This is a genomic window from Paenibacillus solani, assembly GCF_050475945.1.
Classification (GTDB): Bacteria; Bacillota; Bacilli; order Paenibacillales; family Paenibacillaceae; genus Paenibacillus_AQ; species Paenibacillus_AQ solani_A.
Genome location: NZ_JBCMXJ010000015.1, coordinates 458,173 through 472,459 on the forward strand (window position 1 = coordinate 458,173; position 14,287 = coordinate 472,459).

General features: G+C 47.2%; 11 protein-coding genes. 9 read left to right on the plus strand and 2 right to left on the minus strand.

Translation table 11 applies throughout. The annotated features are described in order from the left end of the window. Positions 1-257 precede the first annotated feature (257 nt). From ABEQ74_RS17100 to ABEQ74_RS17110, 3 genes are all read left to right on the plus strand, one after another. Positions 258-1,670, plus strand: coding sequence for an MBOAT family O-acyltransferase (locus ABEQ74_RS17100; RefSeq protein ID WP_430123320.1), 1,413 nt, complete (start codon positions 258-260; stop codon positions 1,668-1,670). Positions 1,671-1,688: 18 nt separating this feature from the next. Further along, positions 1,689-3,221 carry a stalk domain-containing protein gene (locus ABEQ74_RS17105; protein WP_430123321.1) on the plus strand — a complete coding sequence of 511 codons (1,533 nt, stop codon included), beginning with the start codon at positions 1,689-1,691 and terminating at the stop codon, positions 3,219-3,221. Between the two features lie 240 nt (positions 3,222-3,461). Beyond that, entirely contained in the window at positions 3,462-4,445 is a 984-nt protein-coding gene (locus ABEQ74_RS17110; protein ID WP_430123322.1) for a diaminopimelate dehydrogenase, read from the plus strand. 58 nt (positions 4,446-4,503) lie between these two features. Here the strand turns inward: ABEQ74_RS17110 and gdhA are convergent, their stop codons facing one another. Further along, positions 4,504-5,883 (minus strand): NADP-specific glutamate dehydrogenase, encoded by a 1,380-nt coding sequence (gdhA, locus tag ABEQ74_RS17115; RefSeq protein ID WP_430123323.1) that lies wholly within the window; start codon positions 5,881-5,883, stop codon positions 4,504-4,506. Between the two features lie 389 nt (positions 5,884-6,272). Here gdhA and ABEQ74_RS17120 point away from each other — a divergent pair, with 389 nt between their 5' ends. Then, a complete protein-coding gene (locus ABEQ74_RS17120) occupies positions 6,273-7,169 on the plus strand; it encodes a hypothetical protein (RefSeq protein WP_430123324.1) in 897 nt (298 codons plus the stop codon). 12 nt (positions 7,170-7,181) lie between these two features. Here the strand turns inward: ABEQ74_RS17120 and ABEQ74_RS17125 are convergent, their stop codons facing one another. Beyond that, complete coding sequence (locus ABEQ74_RS17125) at positions 7,182-8,018, minus strand: YitT family protein (protein ID WP_430123325.1); 837 nt, start codon at positions 8,016-8,018, stop codon at positions 7,182-7,184. 223 nt (positions 8,019-8,241) lie between these two features. Here ABEQ74_RS17125 and ABEQ74_RS17130 point away from each other — a divergent pair, with 223 nt between their 5' ends. The 5 genes from ABEQ74_RS17130 (at position 8,242) to ABEQ74_RS17150 (ending at position 14,277) form a co-directional block, all read left to right on the plus strand. Next, entirely contained in the window at positions 8,242-8,538 is a 297-nt protein-coding gene (locus ABEQ74_RS17130) for an SDR family NAD(P)-dependent oxidoreductase (RefSeq protein ID WP_430123326.1), read from the plus strand. Between the two features lie 175 nt (positions 8,539-8,713). Further along, complete coding sequence (locus ABEQ74_RS17135) at positions 8,714-10,333, plus strand: helix-turn-helix domain-containing protein (protein WP_430123327.1); 1,620 nt, start codon at positions 8,714-8,716, stop codon at positions 10,331-10,333. 95 nt (positions 10,334-10,428) lie between these two features. After that, positions 10,429-11,436: an ABC transporter substrate-binding protein gene (locus ABEQ74_RS17140; protein ID WP_430123328.1), complete on the plus strand. Its 1,008-nt coding sequence runs from the start codon at positions 10,429-10,431 to the stop codon at positions 11,434-11,436. Positions 11,437-11,677: 241 nt separating this feature from the next. Then, positions 11,678-12,862, plus strand: a complete 1,185-nt coding sequence (locus tag ABEQ74_RS17145) for a multidrug effflux MFS transporter (protein WP_430123329.1) — start codon at positions 11,678-11,680, stop codon at positions 12,860-12,862. A gap of 389 nt (positions 12,863-13,251) precedes the next feature. After that, positions 13,252-14,277 (plus strand): hypothetical protein, encoded by a 1,026-nt coding sequence (locus ABEQ74_RS17150; protein ID WP_430123330.1) that lies wholly within the window; start codon positions 13,252-13,254, stop codon positions 14,275-14,277. Positions 14,278-14,287 lie beyond the last annotated feature (10 nt).

Consider the following 14,287-nt stretch of genomic DNA (forward strand, 5'->3'; position numbering starts at 1 on the left):
GCAAGCTCATGAACGCATGTTCCGCGTTATAACTTCATAGAGGCAAAGCAAGAGGTCGCTCTCTAGCGGCCTCTTTTTTTTAAAAACTTATGTTTATTTCAACAAAATTCGATATAATGATATAGCCATAATATAAAGGTAAATAATATCGCATATGTAAAATATATGATGTTATCTAGGTCTAGCGATACATGCCTAGAAACGCCAAAAATGAAGCAACTGCCACAATCAGATATGTTGGAGGTGCCTTTTCGGGCATGTTATTTAATTCCTATCCTTTTATTTTTGTATTTCTACCGATTACCGTTATCGTTTATTTTGTGTTGAACCGATTTCGATATGGAGTGGCGGCCAAATGCTGGTTGGCACTCTCTTCATTGTTTTTTTACAGCTGGTGGAATATCAGCTATCTACCTCTGCTTCTTGGTTCCATTGCGTTCAACTATACGATCGGAAGGCTGCTGCAAGCCCGGCAAACAGTCTCCCTAAATCCTTCTTCAACTCAGAAGAGACGTGCATCAACAATCATATTGTTTTTGGGCATCTCCGGCAATGTGCTGCTCTTAATTTACTATAAATACGCCGATTTCTTTCTCGTTAACATAGGAGCAGCTACCGGATGGGAAGTGCCGCTTCTAAACCTGGTGCTGCCTCTGGGGATCAGCTTTTTTACGTTCACCCAAATTGCATATTTGGTCGACGCTTACAGGGGGAAAGCCAGTGAGTACAATATCATCAATTATGTATTATTCGTTACGTTCTATCCGCATCTGATCGCGGGCCCGATTCTGCATCACGGCGAAATGATGCCGCAGTTTGATCGGGTTCGAGGAAAGCTGTGGGACTGGGGCAATGCAGCGAACGGCATTTATATATTCTGTATTGGTTTATTTAAGAAGGTAGTGGTTGCCGATACTCTGGCGGTATATGCTAATGCAGGTTTTGATACGGCATCAGGCTTTGTGGACTCCTGGATCGCTGCCCTGACTTATACGTTCCAGCTCTATTTTGATTTTAGCGGTTATACCGATATGGCTATCGGTGCAGCGCTTCTATTTAACATCCGGCTGCCGCAAAACTTCAATTCGCCTTATAAAGCGGTGAATATACAGGATTTTTGGCGCCGCTGGCATATGACGCTAAGCCGTTTTTTACGTGACTATATTTATATCCCGCTCGGAGGTAACCGCCGCAGCGAAGCAATTATGCTGCGAAACCTGGTGGTTACATTCCTCATTGGGGGGTTATGGCATGGTGCGGGCTGGACATTTCTGTTCTGGGGCCTGCTGCACGGCGTCGGGCAAGTAATTCACCGGTTATGGGGGAAGCTAGGCATCACAATGCCGCGTATTCTTGCTTGGGCGATCACGTTCGTGTTCATTACGGTTACCTGGGTCTTTTTTCGTGCAGAAACCTGGGCCGAGGCCATGCGGTTATTAAAAGGAATGAGTGGGCTGGCAGGCCTGCATCTCTACTTGAATTCAGCCTTATTAGAACCGCTTGCCTTGATTGTCGTGATAACGCCAATGGTTCTGTTAGGCCGTAATTCTTCAGAGCTGTCCGTGTCCTTCCGTCCGAATTTTAAACAAGCCATTACTTGCGCGGTCCTGTTTGTCATCTCCCTCATGTATATTACGCGCATCAGCGAATTTCTGTATTTTAATTTCTAGGAAAGGCGGCTATACAATATGCCAACGCCATCCACAGCCACCAAGTCGGCTTCTCCGAAGCCCGGTGCAACTGTTCCTCCTCAATCCTTTCGTCCTCGCAGGCGGGCAGGAAGACGCATGCTGATACAGTTTGCGCTTTGCTCCATTATCGTGGCTCTGCTGGTTAGTGGTATGACCTATGTGCTGGATCCGCTTCAGTTCTATCGCAAAGCCACATGGTATCCACCCGTTTTTACCAGTGAGCAGCGATATCAGAATCCGGGGCTGGCTCGCAATTACTCGTATGATACGATTATTCTTGGCACGTCCATGACGGAGAATTTCCTGCCGTCTGAGGTAGGAAAGGCTCTGGGAGGACAAGCCCTCAAACTATCCATGCGAGGTTCGACAGCAGATGAACAGTACAAAATTGCATCCCTGGCGCTTCAGACTGGCAAGGTCAAAACGGTGCTTTGGGGACTCGACTATTTTGCACTAAAGAATCCGGATGAAGGTGCGGATGCTTATTTCCCGGAATACTTATATGACGACATCTGGTGGAATGACTATAAATACTGGTTCAATTACTCAGCCTATGAAAATTTTGCGAAAGGGATCGTGAAAATGCTCATGGGTGATTCACCTCAAAATATAGAGTACCTATACAATTGGAACTATGAGGCGACCTATGGAAACGATCAAGTGATGAAAGCCTATGAACGGGCCAGAAATACGGAATACTATTTTGGCATGAATGAAGAGCCGATCGAGCAGGTTCAGCATCATTTCAATACGTATGTGCTGTCGCTTGTGGAGGCCTATCCTGATGTAGAGTTCATCGTATATTACCCGCCGTACAGCATTCTGCGGCAGAAGCTGTGGCAGGATACGAATCCGGCCCGATACAGCAATCAGCTGGAGATGAAGACCTGGATGTTTCAGCAGCTGAGCCAATATGGCAATACGCAAGTGTATGATTTCCAAGCTGAGGCGAAATGGACTTATGACTTTACCCAATTCAAGGATCTCTCGCATCATTCGCAGGACATAAATTCCCGGATCACTGAAGCGGTGGGCGCAGCTGATGCTCGCTATAGAATGACGGCTGGTAATGCAGCTGCATTCGTGGAACGCCTGAAGAGACAGGTTGACACGGTGCTGATCATGGGGAAGGAAGTCCGGAGTGTAGAAGTAGTTATTGCTGACGGCATGGAGTCCGTTCCCTTTACAATTCGGAAAATGCCGGATGAAAAGGAACTGATGGTACCCGTAAAGGAAGCGGTTAAAGCACTTGGGGTATCGGCAGATTATCATGCCGGAGCGATGACATTATCTGGTCGCAATGCGATAGCGGAACTGACGGTAGATTCTGCAAAAGCGCGGATGTGGAGCGGCAAACAGAAGCATAATAAGGAGTCCGCAGAAACCGAAATCACCCTGCGGCATGCTCCTTATATCCTGGAAGGGAAGACAATGATTCCACTTCTGCAAACGGCCGAATTGCTCGGATACAATGTAGAAGTGCGGAAGCTGGATCGCTATACATTACAATTTGTGCTTAATCTGCCTTGAGTCTTGATAGGGTGATATAGGTGAAAGAAGTGGAAGAGAAAAGAGTACGACTCATGAAGAATGTTATCGTTTGAGGTTCTGGTCATTGGATAATCCGATCGAAAGTTTGCACTATCCGGATAAAAGGATTTTCAGCGGATATCAAAAAAGTTTACAATTGAATGAGTTTGATATACTTATACTCTATAGCAGCACATCAATATTGTGCCGAGAGTATGGATTAGCAAAGGGAGGATAACATTGAACACATCAATTAAAGTAGGAATCGTAGGTTACGGTAACTTGGGTAAAGGCGTCCAGAAAGCGATCGGACAAAATCCGGACATGGAACTGGTAGCCATCTTCACACGCAGAGATCCGCAGCAAATGCCGGCAAATACCGGCGCACGCTTTGAGCATATATCCGCGGCAGAGCAATATATCGGCAAGATTGACGTTATGATCCTGTGCGGTGGTTCAGCTACGGATCTGCCTGAGCAAACACCGCAGCTTGCAAATATGTTTAATACGGTAGACAGCTTCGATACACATGCTAAAATCCCTGAGTTTTTCGAAGAGGTCAATAAGGCAGCAGTAGCTGGTGGCCATATCAGTGTCATCTCGACAGGCTGGGATCCAGGTTTGTTCTCCATGAATCGTTTACTTGCCGAATCGATCCTGCCTGAAGGACAAACGTACACCTTCTGGGGTAAAGGCGTGAGTCAGGGCCATTCAGATGCAATTCGCCGTGTTCCCGGTGTACAAGCCGGAGTTCAATACACCGTTCCAGTGGAAGAGGTTATCGACCGGATTCGTTCAGGCGAAACCCCAGAGCTGGCAACACGTGAGAAGCATCGGAGAGACTGCTTCATCGTTGCCGAAGAAGGAGCGGATCAAGAGCAAATCCGTCAAACGATCGTATCGATGCCTAATTACTTTGCCGATTACGATACAACCGTGACTTTTATTACTCAAGAAGAGCTGGATACTCAGCATGCCGGAATGCCTCATGGCGGTTTCGTTATCCGAAGCGGTGTTACCGGGTCCGGTAACAACCAAATCATTGAGTTTGGTCTGAAGCTCGACAGCAATCCTGAATTTACATCCAGTGTGCTCGTAGCTTATGCGAGAGCAGCACAACGTTTAAGCAGAGAAGGGCAGCAAGGCGCCAAGACGGTATATGATATTCCGCTGGGCTACCTCTCTCCAAAATCGGCTGAAGAGCTCCGCCGCGAGCTGCTGTAAGCCTGTAAGAAGCATAAAGAAGCCCTGCCGCATATGTGGCAGGGCTTCTCCTTTTGTCTTATACAATTCCTTGGGCGATCATGGCATCCGCCACTTTGATAAAACCTGCGATGTTCGCGCCAGCTACAAGGTTGCCAGCCACACCATATTTTTCAGCAGCTTCTACTGCACTGTTGTAAATGTTCTTCATAATGACATGGAGCTTTGCATCAACCTCATCAAAAGTCCAAGACAGTCTCATGCTGTTTTGGCTCATTTCCAGGGCGGATACGGCAACTCCTCCGGCATTAGCAGCTTTAGCCGGTCCAAACAACACGTTATTGTCGATGAACAGTTCAATCGCTTCTAAAGTAGAAGGCATATTCGCACCTTCTCCGATGGCTTTCACGCCATTGGCGATGAGTGTCTTCGCAGCCTCTGCATCAAGCTCATTCTGCGTGGCGCAAGGGAGAGCGATATCACACGGAATGGTCCAGATGCCTGTACAACCTTCAGTATATACGGCATGCGGGTGAATTTTGACATATTCACTGATCCGCAGGCGATCCCGTTCTTTCAGCAATTTGACGGTTTCAAGATTAATTCCTTCCGGGTCATGCAGGTATCCGTTGGAATCACTACAAGCGATAACGTGAGCACCGAGCTGCTGTGCTTTTTCGATCGCATAGATGGAGACGTTACCTGAACCGGAGACAACGACGCGGCTGTCTTTAAAATCCAGATCTTTCGAAGCCAGCATTTCCTGAACGAAGTAGACACAGCCATAACCTGTGGCTTCTGTACGTCCCAAGCTTCCGCCATAAATGACGCCTTTGCCTGTCAGCACTCCAGCTTCATGTCCTCCGCGGATCCGTTTGTACTGACCAAACATATAACCGATCTCGCGTGCACCAACGCCGATATCACCAGCTGGCACATCGGCATCTGGTCCGATATGGCGGTAAAGCTCAGTCATGAAGCTTTGAGTAAAGCGCATGACTTCCTGGTCGGATTTGCCCTTAGGATCAAAATCAGAACCGCCTTTGCCGCCGCCGATTGGCTGGCCTGTGAGTGCGTTCTTGAAAATTTGTTCAAAACCAAGGAATTTGACAATGCCGGCATATACCGAAGGATGGAATCGGATACCGCCTTTGTAGGGGCCAAGCGTGCTGTTATACTGTACACGGAAGCCGCGGTTTACGCGAACCTTGCCATGATCATCTACCCAAGGTACACGGAAGGTAATCATTCGTTCCGGCTCAACAAGACGCTCTAGGATACCTTGCTCTTGGTATTCCGGATGCTCGGCTAAAACAGGGACGATGGAATCCACAAATTCCCGGACAGCCTGATGAAATTCAGTTTCATTAGGGTCTCGGGACACAACCTGGTTATAGATGGATTCCACATAATCATGGGCGGCAGTAAGGGGTGAAGAAACAGAAATATTCGTAGTCACTTTTGCGATGCACTCCTTCAAATCGTTAAAGTAGAATTGCGGTGGTATCATGGGTACTGCGTAGAGAAAGCCTGTCTTGGACAATTTGTACTAAACCATTAAAAAGTTTGCATTCAGCATTTTTAAGTTAAAAAGAATTGTATAGAATTTTGCCCCGCATTACCAATAAAATGTTTTTTATAACCTCATTAAATATTTCTATAAAGTTATCAAAAAGTCTGATGCAGCAAGCTGTTTCTCCTTATTTTCATGCAGAAGCGGCACAAATGGCTATGAAAAATGTTGCAAAAAAGTGCAAATAAAGTATCGTCGAATGCAAACTTTTCGGATGTATTTTGCGTCTGGAGATATGGAGAATTTGGAATCTTATAACAGGAGTTGATGGGATAATGAAGTTTTCGATTGCCCTATTTATGATTGCACTAAGCATGATGACGGCATGCTCAGTTGGTCAGAAGGAGCAGGTGAAAGAGCCGGCTATCTCTGAAGTGAAGCCGGATCGCCAATTGGAAAATGAAGAGAAACAGCAGGTGATCCAAGATGCGGTTGCTTTGAAGAAAGGGATTTTCGCTTTTGCCAATGAGAAGGGCCAAAAGCTATTGGCTGACCCGGAAACAGCCGTTTATGCTGGTGAGGAACCGCTCATTGCCATTGGCCAGGCAGGCAAGCTGCTTACGGTTCGCTATTCAGGCAAGCAGCAAGCGACTCCGGAAGATGATGGCCGGCAGACCATACACAATTTTAACGATCAGGCTGGGCAATTATATCAGGTAACGGAAGGGTCGGCAGAGCCAAACGAAACCTATTTTATTATTCCCGCGAGTCAGTTCCCGGCCGAAGCGCTCCTGACCATACAGCGTGTGGACCCTCAGCATGCCGGCGCGGATAAACAGGAGCTGCAGGAGATCAAGGAGAGCAAGGGACGAGAGGTAGAGCAGGCTTGGCCGCTGATTGAGCTTCCAGATGGAAAGTCCGTCTATCTGGTGCAATTCGTCAGACAAGGTGACGATATGCTGGCAAGTCTGGCCCTGAAAGACAGAGATACTTGGTTGTATCACGATTATCCGGCGACGTATGATCCCTATTCCACGTGGAGAGTGGATGATGGAGGAGAAGTGCGGCCGGAATTATTCAATTTTCTATTTGCAGCTAAATCTACATCGGGTCTTGTGCTAGGTGTTCAGTGGATGGGCGCGGAAGGAGAGTATGTTTCGCTTCTCTCCGTGACCGACCAAGCCATTACCGATCTCGGTTTGTCATATGGAAGATATATGTCTCCAATATAAGCTGAGGATACTCTATTTTGAAATATCGATGAATCCTTCACCAAATACGTCGCGTACATCATGGATGGTGACAAAAGCATCTTTGTCCTCAGCCCGTACGATTTTTTTGAGCATGGAGACTTCCTGTTTGCTGATGACGATGTAGAGTACATCTTTGGTCTGTCCAGTGTAATAACCATAACCGCGCAGAACGGTCACACCGCGATCCATAACTTCCGTTACCCGTATCGCGATCCGGTCATGGTGAGGAGATATGATGGTGACTGCTTTTTTGGGATTCAAGCCTTCAATGATGAACTCCATTGCTTTGGTCCCGATATAGAGAATGACCACGGTAAACATCACCTTCTCGATTCCAATCACAAAAACGGATAGCCCGGCTACAATCAAGTCAAAGAACAGCAGGGCATAACTTATATTCCAATCCCAGTATTTGTTCGCCAGACGGGCCAATATCACCGTACCTGCCGTTGTGCCGCCCACCCGGACGATGAGCCCGATCCCGACGCCGGCAAACAGGCCGGCAAATATGGCGTTGATTACCGGCTCATTTGAAGCGATGTGCCAGCTCTCCGTCAAATGCAGGAACAGAGAGTGGAAGGCAACCGCGATGATGGTGTAAATGGTTGTCTTTTTATCCAGCAGCTTATAGCCGACCATCAGCAATATTCCGTTCAATATAATGCCGACAAGAGCCGGGGACCACTTTAACGTATAATAGAGAATGATGGATATCCCGGTAACGCCGCCTTCACCAAAGTCATTGGGAATGACAAACAGATTGACTGCTAACGCAAAAATAAATGCTCCGATGAGCAGCATGATCATATCAAATGCTCTTTTTTTCATACGATATATACCTCCATGACTTTCAATAAGCCCACAAAAAAAGCGATTAAAGGAAAAACTCATCCTTTAATCGCTTTATGCAAACATAAGTTGCGCAGCTCTTTTGATATTTTCATTATAATAACCTTCACATCGAATGTAAATGATTTTAATTTCCAATCGAGCACGGGAGCCGGGCGCAAAAGTTTGATTCCAACCGTCTGTGCTGACGGGGATGAAGGTTTTGAATGGGAAGACAGCTTTGGTTACAGGTTCCAGCCGAGGCATCGGACGTGCCATCTTGGTGCGTGTGGCACAGGAAGGAGCTTTGGTAGCCGTTCATTATAGTAAGAGCCGGTCGGCTGCTGAAGAGGTTGTGAGCGAGATTGAGTTGGCCGGAGGGGAGGCTTTCATGGTTGGGGCGGAGCTTGGCTCCTTGGATGAAGTAAGTGCCCTCTACGAGTCGCTGGATGAGATCCTGAAAGCAAGGACAGGCAGCACGCAATTGGACATCCTGGTCAATAACGCAGGGCCGGTTTAGACCCGGAGCGGACATTGAAACCCGTCACGCAGGTTGAATGTTTCTGATGAAACTACGATCGACCGCATCATTAAAATAGGTAGGAAGCGGATTTACCATCACAGAGGAGTAGAGCATCTGGTATAATAACATCACATCAATTGATAATGATTATCATAATCAAGGAGGAAGCTCTATGTCATTTGCTCCAGCGACCCCGCATTCCCCTCATTTTTTTCACGTACCGACTCGTTTAATCGGATTGGATGAAGGGATTCCGAGCACCGGCGGGAACCATCATGAGCCGGGTTACCGAATCGTAATTATCCAGGATGGAGAGGGCGTGCTGCAAGCAGAGGGCCGCACCTACCCGATGTCCAGAGGAAGCGTATTTGTATCTGATGGTATTACGGAATTGAAGGTGAGCTCGAACAGATCAACTCCGTTACGGGGGATTTATATAGAATATCGATGTTTGAATATCGATGGCGGCGGCGTTTCTTGGGGGCTTGAATGCATGGTTCCGCTACATAGTATTCCGTTTGAGATTTTAAGATTGGCAGAAGAGTTTGAGCGTGTTTGGGGAGCGATAAAACGCCAGGAGCCTTATCAACTGCAGCATTTGTTTATTCGATTATTGCAGGAGCTCCATGCGGAGATAGCATTCAGGCCATCTTCATCGCCATTATCGTGGCTGGAGCACGCCTTGCAATATATTGAGGAGAATTACCATAAAGAAGTCACGCGAGAGCAGATAACCTCGATGGCAGGCATCAGTCCGGAGCATTTCTCGCGCATGTTCCGCAAGCACACGGGTCGTACCTTTAATGAATACTTGACCCTGCTTCGCATTCGAAAAGCGCAGGAACGACTGTTGACCGGATCGCAAGATTTAAATGCACTGGCGCAGGAGGTAGGGTATAAGGAGGGCTTATACCTAAGCCGTAAGTTCAAGGAATCCGTGGGCATGTCGCCTACGGCATATAAACGCAAACCGAAGCGAATCACCGCGTTGAACCTTAATCATACAGCGTCATTATTGGCACTTGACGTTGTTCCGGAGCTGGGTGTGTATACCCCTTGGCTTCAGCAGACCCCATACAGCAAGGGCTTGAGTGCGGATCATCTTTTTGATCCATATATCCTCACATCCGATCATTATTATGATGCCGTAGCTTCATCCCATCCGGATCTGATCATCAGCTACGATTCGACCAAGGAGAACAAAACGCTGCTTACGTTGGCACCTGTCCTAGAACTGCCTTTCAAGACCATGAGCTGGCGTGAGCAATTTCGTTTCATCGCGTGCACCATCAATAAACAAGCGGCAGCGGAGGAGTGGCTCTCGCGTTATGACGAACTTGTGGATTGTTCGAATGTTGAACTGAACCGAGTGCTTGGAGAACGGGGAACCGCCGTCGTTTGGGAGATATGCGCGGACACGGCCTACTGCTTCAGCGGAAGCTTCGGCAGGGGTAGCCAGATTTTGTATGATGATATCGGTTTTCGGCCACCGGTCCGGCTGGTGGAGGAGGGCTTGCACCTTCAGGGGTTCGTGGAAGCCAATATTGAAGAAATCGCTTTTTACGATGCCGATCATATTTTCATTACATCACTGCCCGACCATCCCTATGGTCAGAAGCGCGTGGATGCCCTGTTCGGATCACAAGCGTGGCGGGAATTGGAAGCGGTCAGGACCAACCGTGTTTATGTTCTGGACCAACCGGAGTTATTCTTCGGGTATGACCCCATCTCTTCGCAAGCCCAATTGCACGAAATGATGCAAGTACTGACCGGACATCATAAATTTGCATGACCGGATATCATTTAAAGGCATAGCCATTTGGCTGAACAGGAGGTAAAGTTTATTTGAGAATGATTATCGTTATCGATAAATAAGGGGGGATTCATGTGTTTTCTTTACATTATTTTAGCAGACAGCGTCTTATCCTGATCACCACCATGCTTTTTATGGCATTCATGATCAGCGCCTGTGGAACAGGTGAGACTGGTAATGGCAGCAACGGGGAGGCTGTACAGACAACAACGGCTGATTCTTCACAAGCTGGTGAGGCGAATTCAGTGGAAGAATCCGGGATGAAAACTGTCTCCACGATCAATGGTGATATCGAAATTCCGGTGAATCCGCAGCGCATCGTCGCTGAGGAATATTTGGGCAGCCTGATTGCGCTTGATGTGATTCCGGTTGGAGCTCCGGGATTAACCATTCAAAACTATTATTTCAGAGATTCCTTGCAAGGAATTGAGGATATTGGCGATTATGGAAAACCGTCCATCGAGAAAATCGTGGCTTTAAACCCGGATCTCATCATTACCGGCAATGGGGAAAAAACTTATGAGCAGTTAAGCAAAATCGCACCGACCATTGTGATTCCATACGGAGATTTAAAGAATGCCCACGAAGAACTGACGCACTTCGGCGAGTTGTTCGGTAAGGAAGAGGAGGCCAAAACCTGGCTGGAGGCGTACGACCGGCGTATTGCGGAGGCCAAGGCTAAAGTCGATGCAGCTGTTCCTGCGGATGCCACCTTTAGCATTATGGAAGACGGTGAGAAGTCGACCTGGGTGTACGGGGATAATTTCGGCCGTGGCGGTCAGCCTGTCTATCAGGCATTGGGAAGAAAGCCTCCAAGCGGGATTGCTGCGGAAATCATGGAGAAGCAATGGGCAGAATTATCGGCAGAAATGGTAAGCCAATATGCGGGGGATTATATCATTATGACCGCCAATACACGTACGATCGAGGATTTTAAAGCCGATCCGATTTGGAGCACACTGTCTGCGGTCAAGAAGGGACAGATGTATATATGGCCTGAGGAGCGTTCCTGGTATTACGATCCGCTTGCCGTTCTTGCTCAGACGGAAGAATTGGCGGAATGGCTCTCCAAGAAGAATTGATAGATAACTAGGCGCTTGCCATTGTCCTGTAAACATTCAGGCATGGCGGGCGCCTTATTTTATTTTGATGTCACACAGTTTTCTAAAGCTGATATAATACATGGTAGATATACCCCTTATCAGATAACAAAGGTGATTCTTTATGCTTTCATTTACTAGACTAACTAAATGCAAACCCCCTATCCCGTAATTTCTTTGCCAGCCTACTTGAGATTTTTGAATGATAAGGGGGACGTTAGCTGTGCAAAGAAAAATCTCAAATCCATCCATATGGTTATTAATTATCCTTGTGGGTTTCCCACAAATTAGTGAAACAATATATACACCTTCATTGCCGGATATTGCCCATCAATTGGGAGCAAGCAACAATGTGATCCAACTAACCCTCAGCATTTATTTCCTGGGCTTTGCCTTCGGAGTGTTTTGTTGGGGAAGGCTTTCGGATTTCATTGGACGTCGTCCTGCCATGCTGTGGGGCATCCTGGTTTATGGAATGGGCAGCCTGGGCTGCTATCTATCCGGTTCGGCCGAATGGTTATTGGTGAGCCGATTCATTCAGGCTTTTGGTGCCAGTACAGGCTCGGTTGTCACCCAAACGATTTTGCGTGAGAGCATCGACGGAGCCAAGCGTCATGCGGTGTTTGCCCAGATTTCGGCAGCGCTTGCGTTTACGCCTGCTGTTGGACCGCTCCTTGGCGGATGGGTAGATCAATCTCTTGGTTTCAGAGCAGTGTTCTTGACGCTGGTTTTGATGAGCGCCGCTATTCTGGCGTATACCTGGACTTCACTTCCTGAAACTAGAGTCAAGACGGGCTCGAAGATTAACACGCTCTCCGTGGCCAAGCGCCTCGTCTCTGACCGCAGAATATGGGGATTCGGTTTTCTCATTGGAGCCACGAACGGCATATTGTTCAGTTACTATGCGGAAGCCCCGTTTATTTTTATTGAATTTTTTGGGATGAGTCCCGGCAGTTTTGGTTTCTTCGGGATCTTCGTTGCGATGTCATCCATCTTGGGTGCGATGCTGTCGAAGAAACTGCTGCCCAGGCTCCAGGCTGAGCGAATTATTGTGATCGGCACGATCATTACGATGCTGGGTGCCCTTTGCCTTACTGTTCTGGCTGTGAGCGGAATGAATGCCACTATTATGCATATGGCATTATTGGTAGTATGTATTTTTATCCTTCTGCTCGGCATCGGGATGGCGATTCCAAATTGTCTTAGTTTGGCGCTGAACCAATATGGGGATGTGCTTGGAACGGCAGGAGCGATTTTCGGGCTAGGTTATTACTTTGTTGTCAGCTTGATTACGAGCGGCATGAGTATTCTTCACAATGGCTCGCTAGTCACGATGCCCTTGTATTTTCTTGGCCTTGCCATACTGATGGTACTTGTAAGCATGAGGCTTGCTGGTTATAAGCGATAATCCGGAAACTTACTAAAGTATTTTTTTGCGCTTTCTTAAAAAAGCTGTCCCCCTCGTCGGCACGAGGAAGGGGCGGCTTTTTCTTGTTCAACGATGACAGTGTGTAAGATAGCATGCAGTCAGTCGCGTGTGCGGAAAGCGAAAGATTTATAGATTCACGTTTGAAATATCATCATGTTATAGTTAATAGCAACACTAAGTAACAAACTAGATTGCTTGGACAGCCCAGGGATCGTCTCTTAGGATATCTAATATCTGAGATTGTATCTCCATTACATCGAATAATTCAGTGATATCGCTACAGTCGCGACAATTTTAAACACACAAGGTAAACCGTCTTTTTAACTCGTATGTCAATTTCAATATTCATATGGTGGAGGGAGAGCAATATGAGTGAACCGTGGACGGCTTCGATGAGGGGTATTCCCTGGAACATGGACAAAATGGAGAGTGCCGTTAAACAGCTGCGGAACCGTGCTAGTCTTGAGTTCGTTGTTGGGTCAGATAATGCCGCAGATTTGCTGAAGCTGGATGAACAGGTGTTTTCCAAGCGTCCGGATCTGATTCTGCACATATATATTCCAGAAGAGGCAGGTCAATATACTGAGGAAGTTCTGGAGGCACTTGCTGGATTGAAGTTCGTTGCTGCGCTTTATTTGGATCTTAAACAGAAGCAGGATTTGAATAGGCTGGGTGCGCTGGATCGAATGGAGTTCCTGAAGATACGTTCCCCCAAAAAGCAAAATCTCGATTTTATCCGGAATTACAAGTTTTTAAAGTACCTAGAACTCAGCGGTAAATTTGAAGATCTATCACCGGTTGCTGACTGCATTCGCTTGGATACACTGTTTCTGAACTGTGCGATTGATCAGCTGGAGTTTGTCGTGGAATTGCCGATGATGAAATATCTGGCTATCGACAGTTGTACACTGAACGGTTCGCTGGAAGTGTTGGCCGACTCAGATATAAGTATGCTGAGGCTATCCTCTGTCCGAAACCTGACTAATATTGATACCCTGGCATGTTTGAGTAATTTGTCTTATCTTTGCTTGTCGCTGCCAAAGGTGGAGCGCCTATGTGATTTCTCGAATATGAAGAAGCTTCGACAGCTTGAACTGGATTATATGAAATCCTTGCAGGAGATTGAGAACCTGTGGACTGCAAGCCGGCTGGAGGTTTTGACACTTAAGGAGATACATACGCGAATCAAGGCGGAAGCCTTGGACGGCTTAACGAGAATGGAGTGCTTGCGCCAAATAGACTTCCGTTTTATCGACACTGGCAAAGGCCGGATTGCCGCCATCCGTAAGCGAATGGCTGAAGCAGGCAAAGAACATCTTCTCTACGAGAACATTCCCACGGAGAAGCAGAAAAGGTCACTGGCTCTTGAGCATCTGTCAGGGATCTTGATGTAAGACTAGAGAT

Bases quoted from the DNA above. Each gene is read 5' to 3' on its own strand.
- ABEQ74_RS17100 (WP_430123320.1), top strand. From the start codon at position 258: ATGTTATTTAATTCCTATCCTTTTATTTTTGTATTTCTACCGATTACC.
- ABEQ74_RS17105 (WP_430123321.1), top strand. From the start codon at position 1,689: ATGCCAACGCCATCCACAGCCACCAAGTCGGCTTCTCCGAAGCCCGGT.
- ABEQ74_RS17120 (WP_430123324.1), top strand. From the start codon at position 6,273: ATGAAGTTTTCGATTGCCCTATTTATGATTGCACTAAGCATGATGACG.
- ABEQ74_RS17125 (WP_430123325.1), bottom strand. From the start codon at position 8,018: ATGAAAAAAAGAGCATTTGATATGATCATGCTGCTCATCGGAGCATTT.
- ABEQ74_RS17135 (WP_430123327.1), top strand. From the start codon at position 8,714: ATGTCATTTGCTCCAGCGACCCCGCATTCCCCTCATTTTTTTCACGTA.
- ABEQ74_RS17150 (WP_430123330.1), top strand. From the start codon at position 13,252: ATGAGTGAACCGTGGACGGCTTCGATGAGGGGTATTCCCTGGAACATG.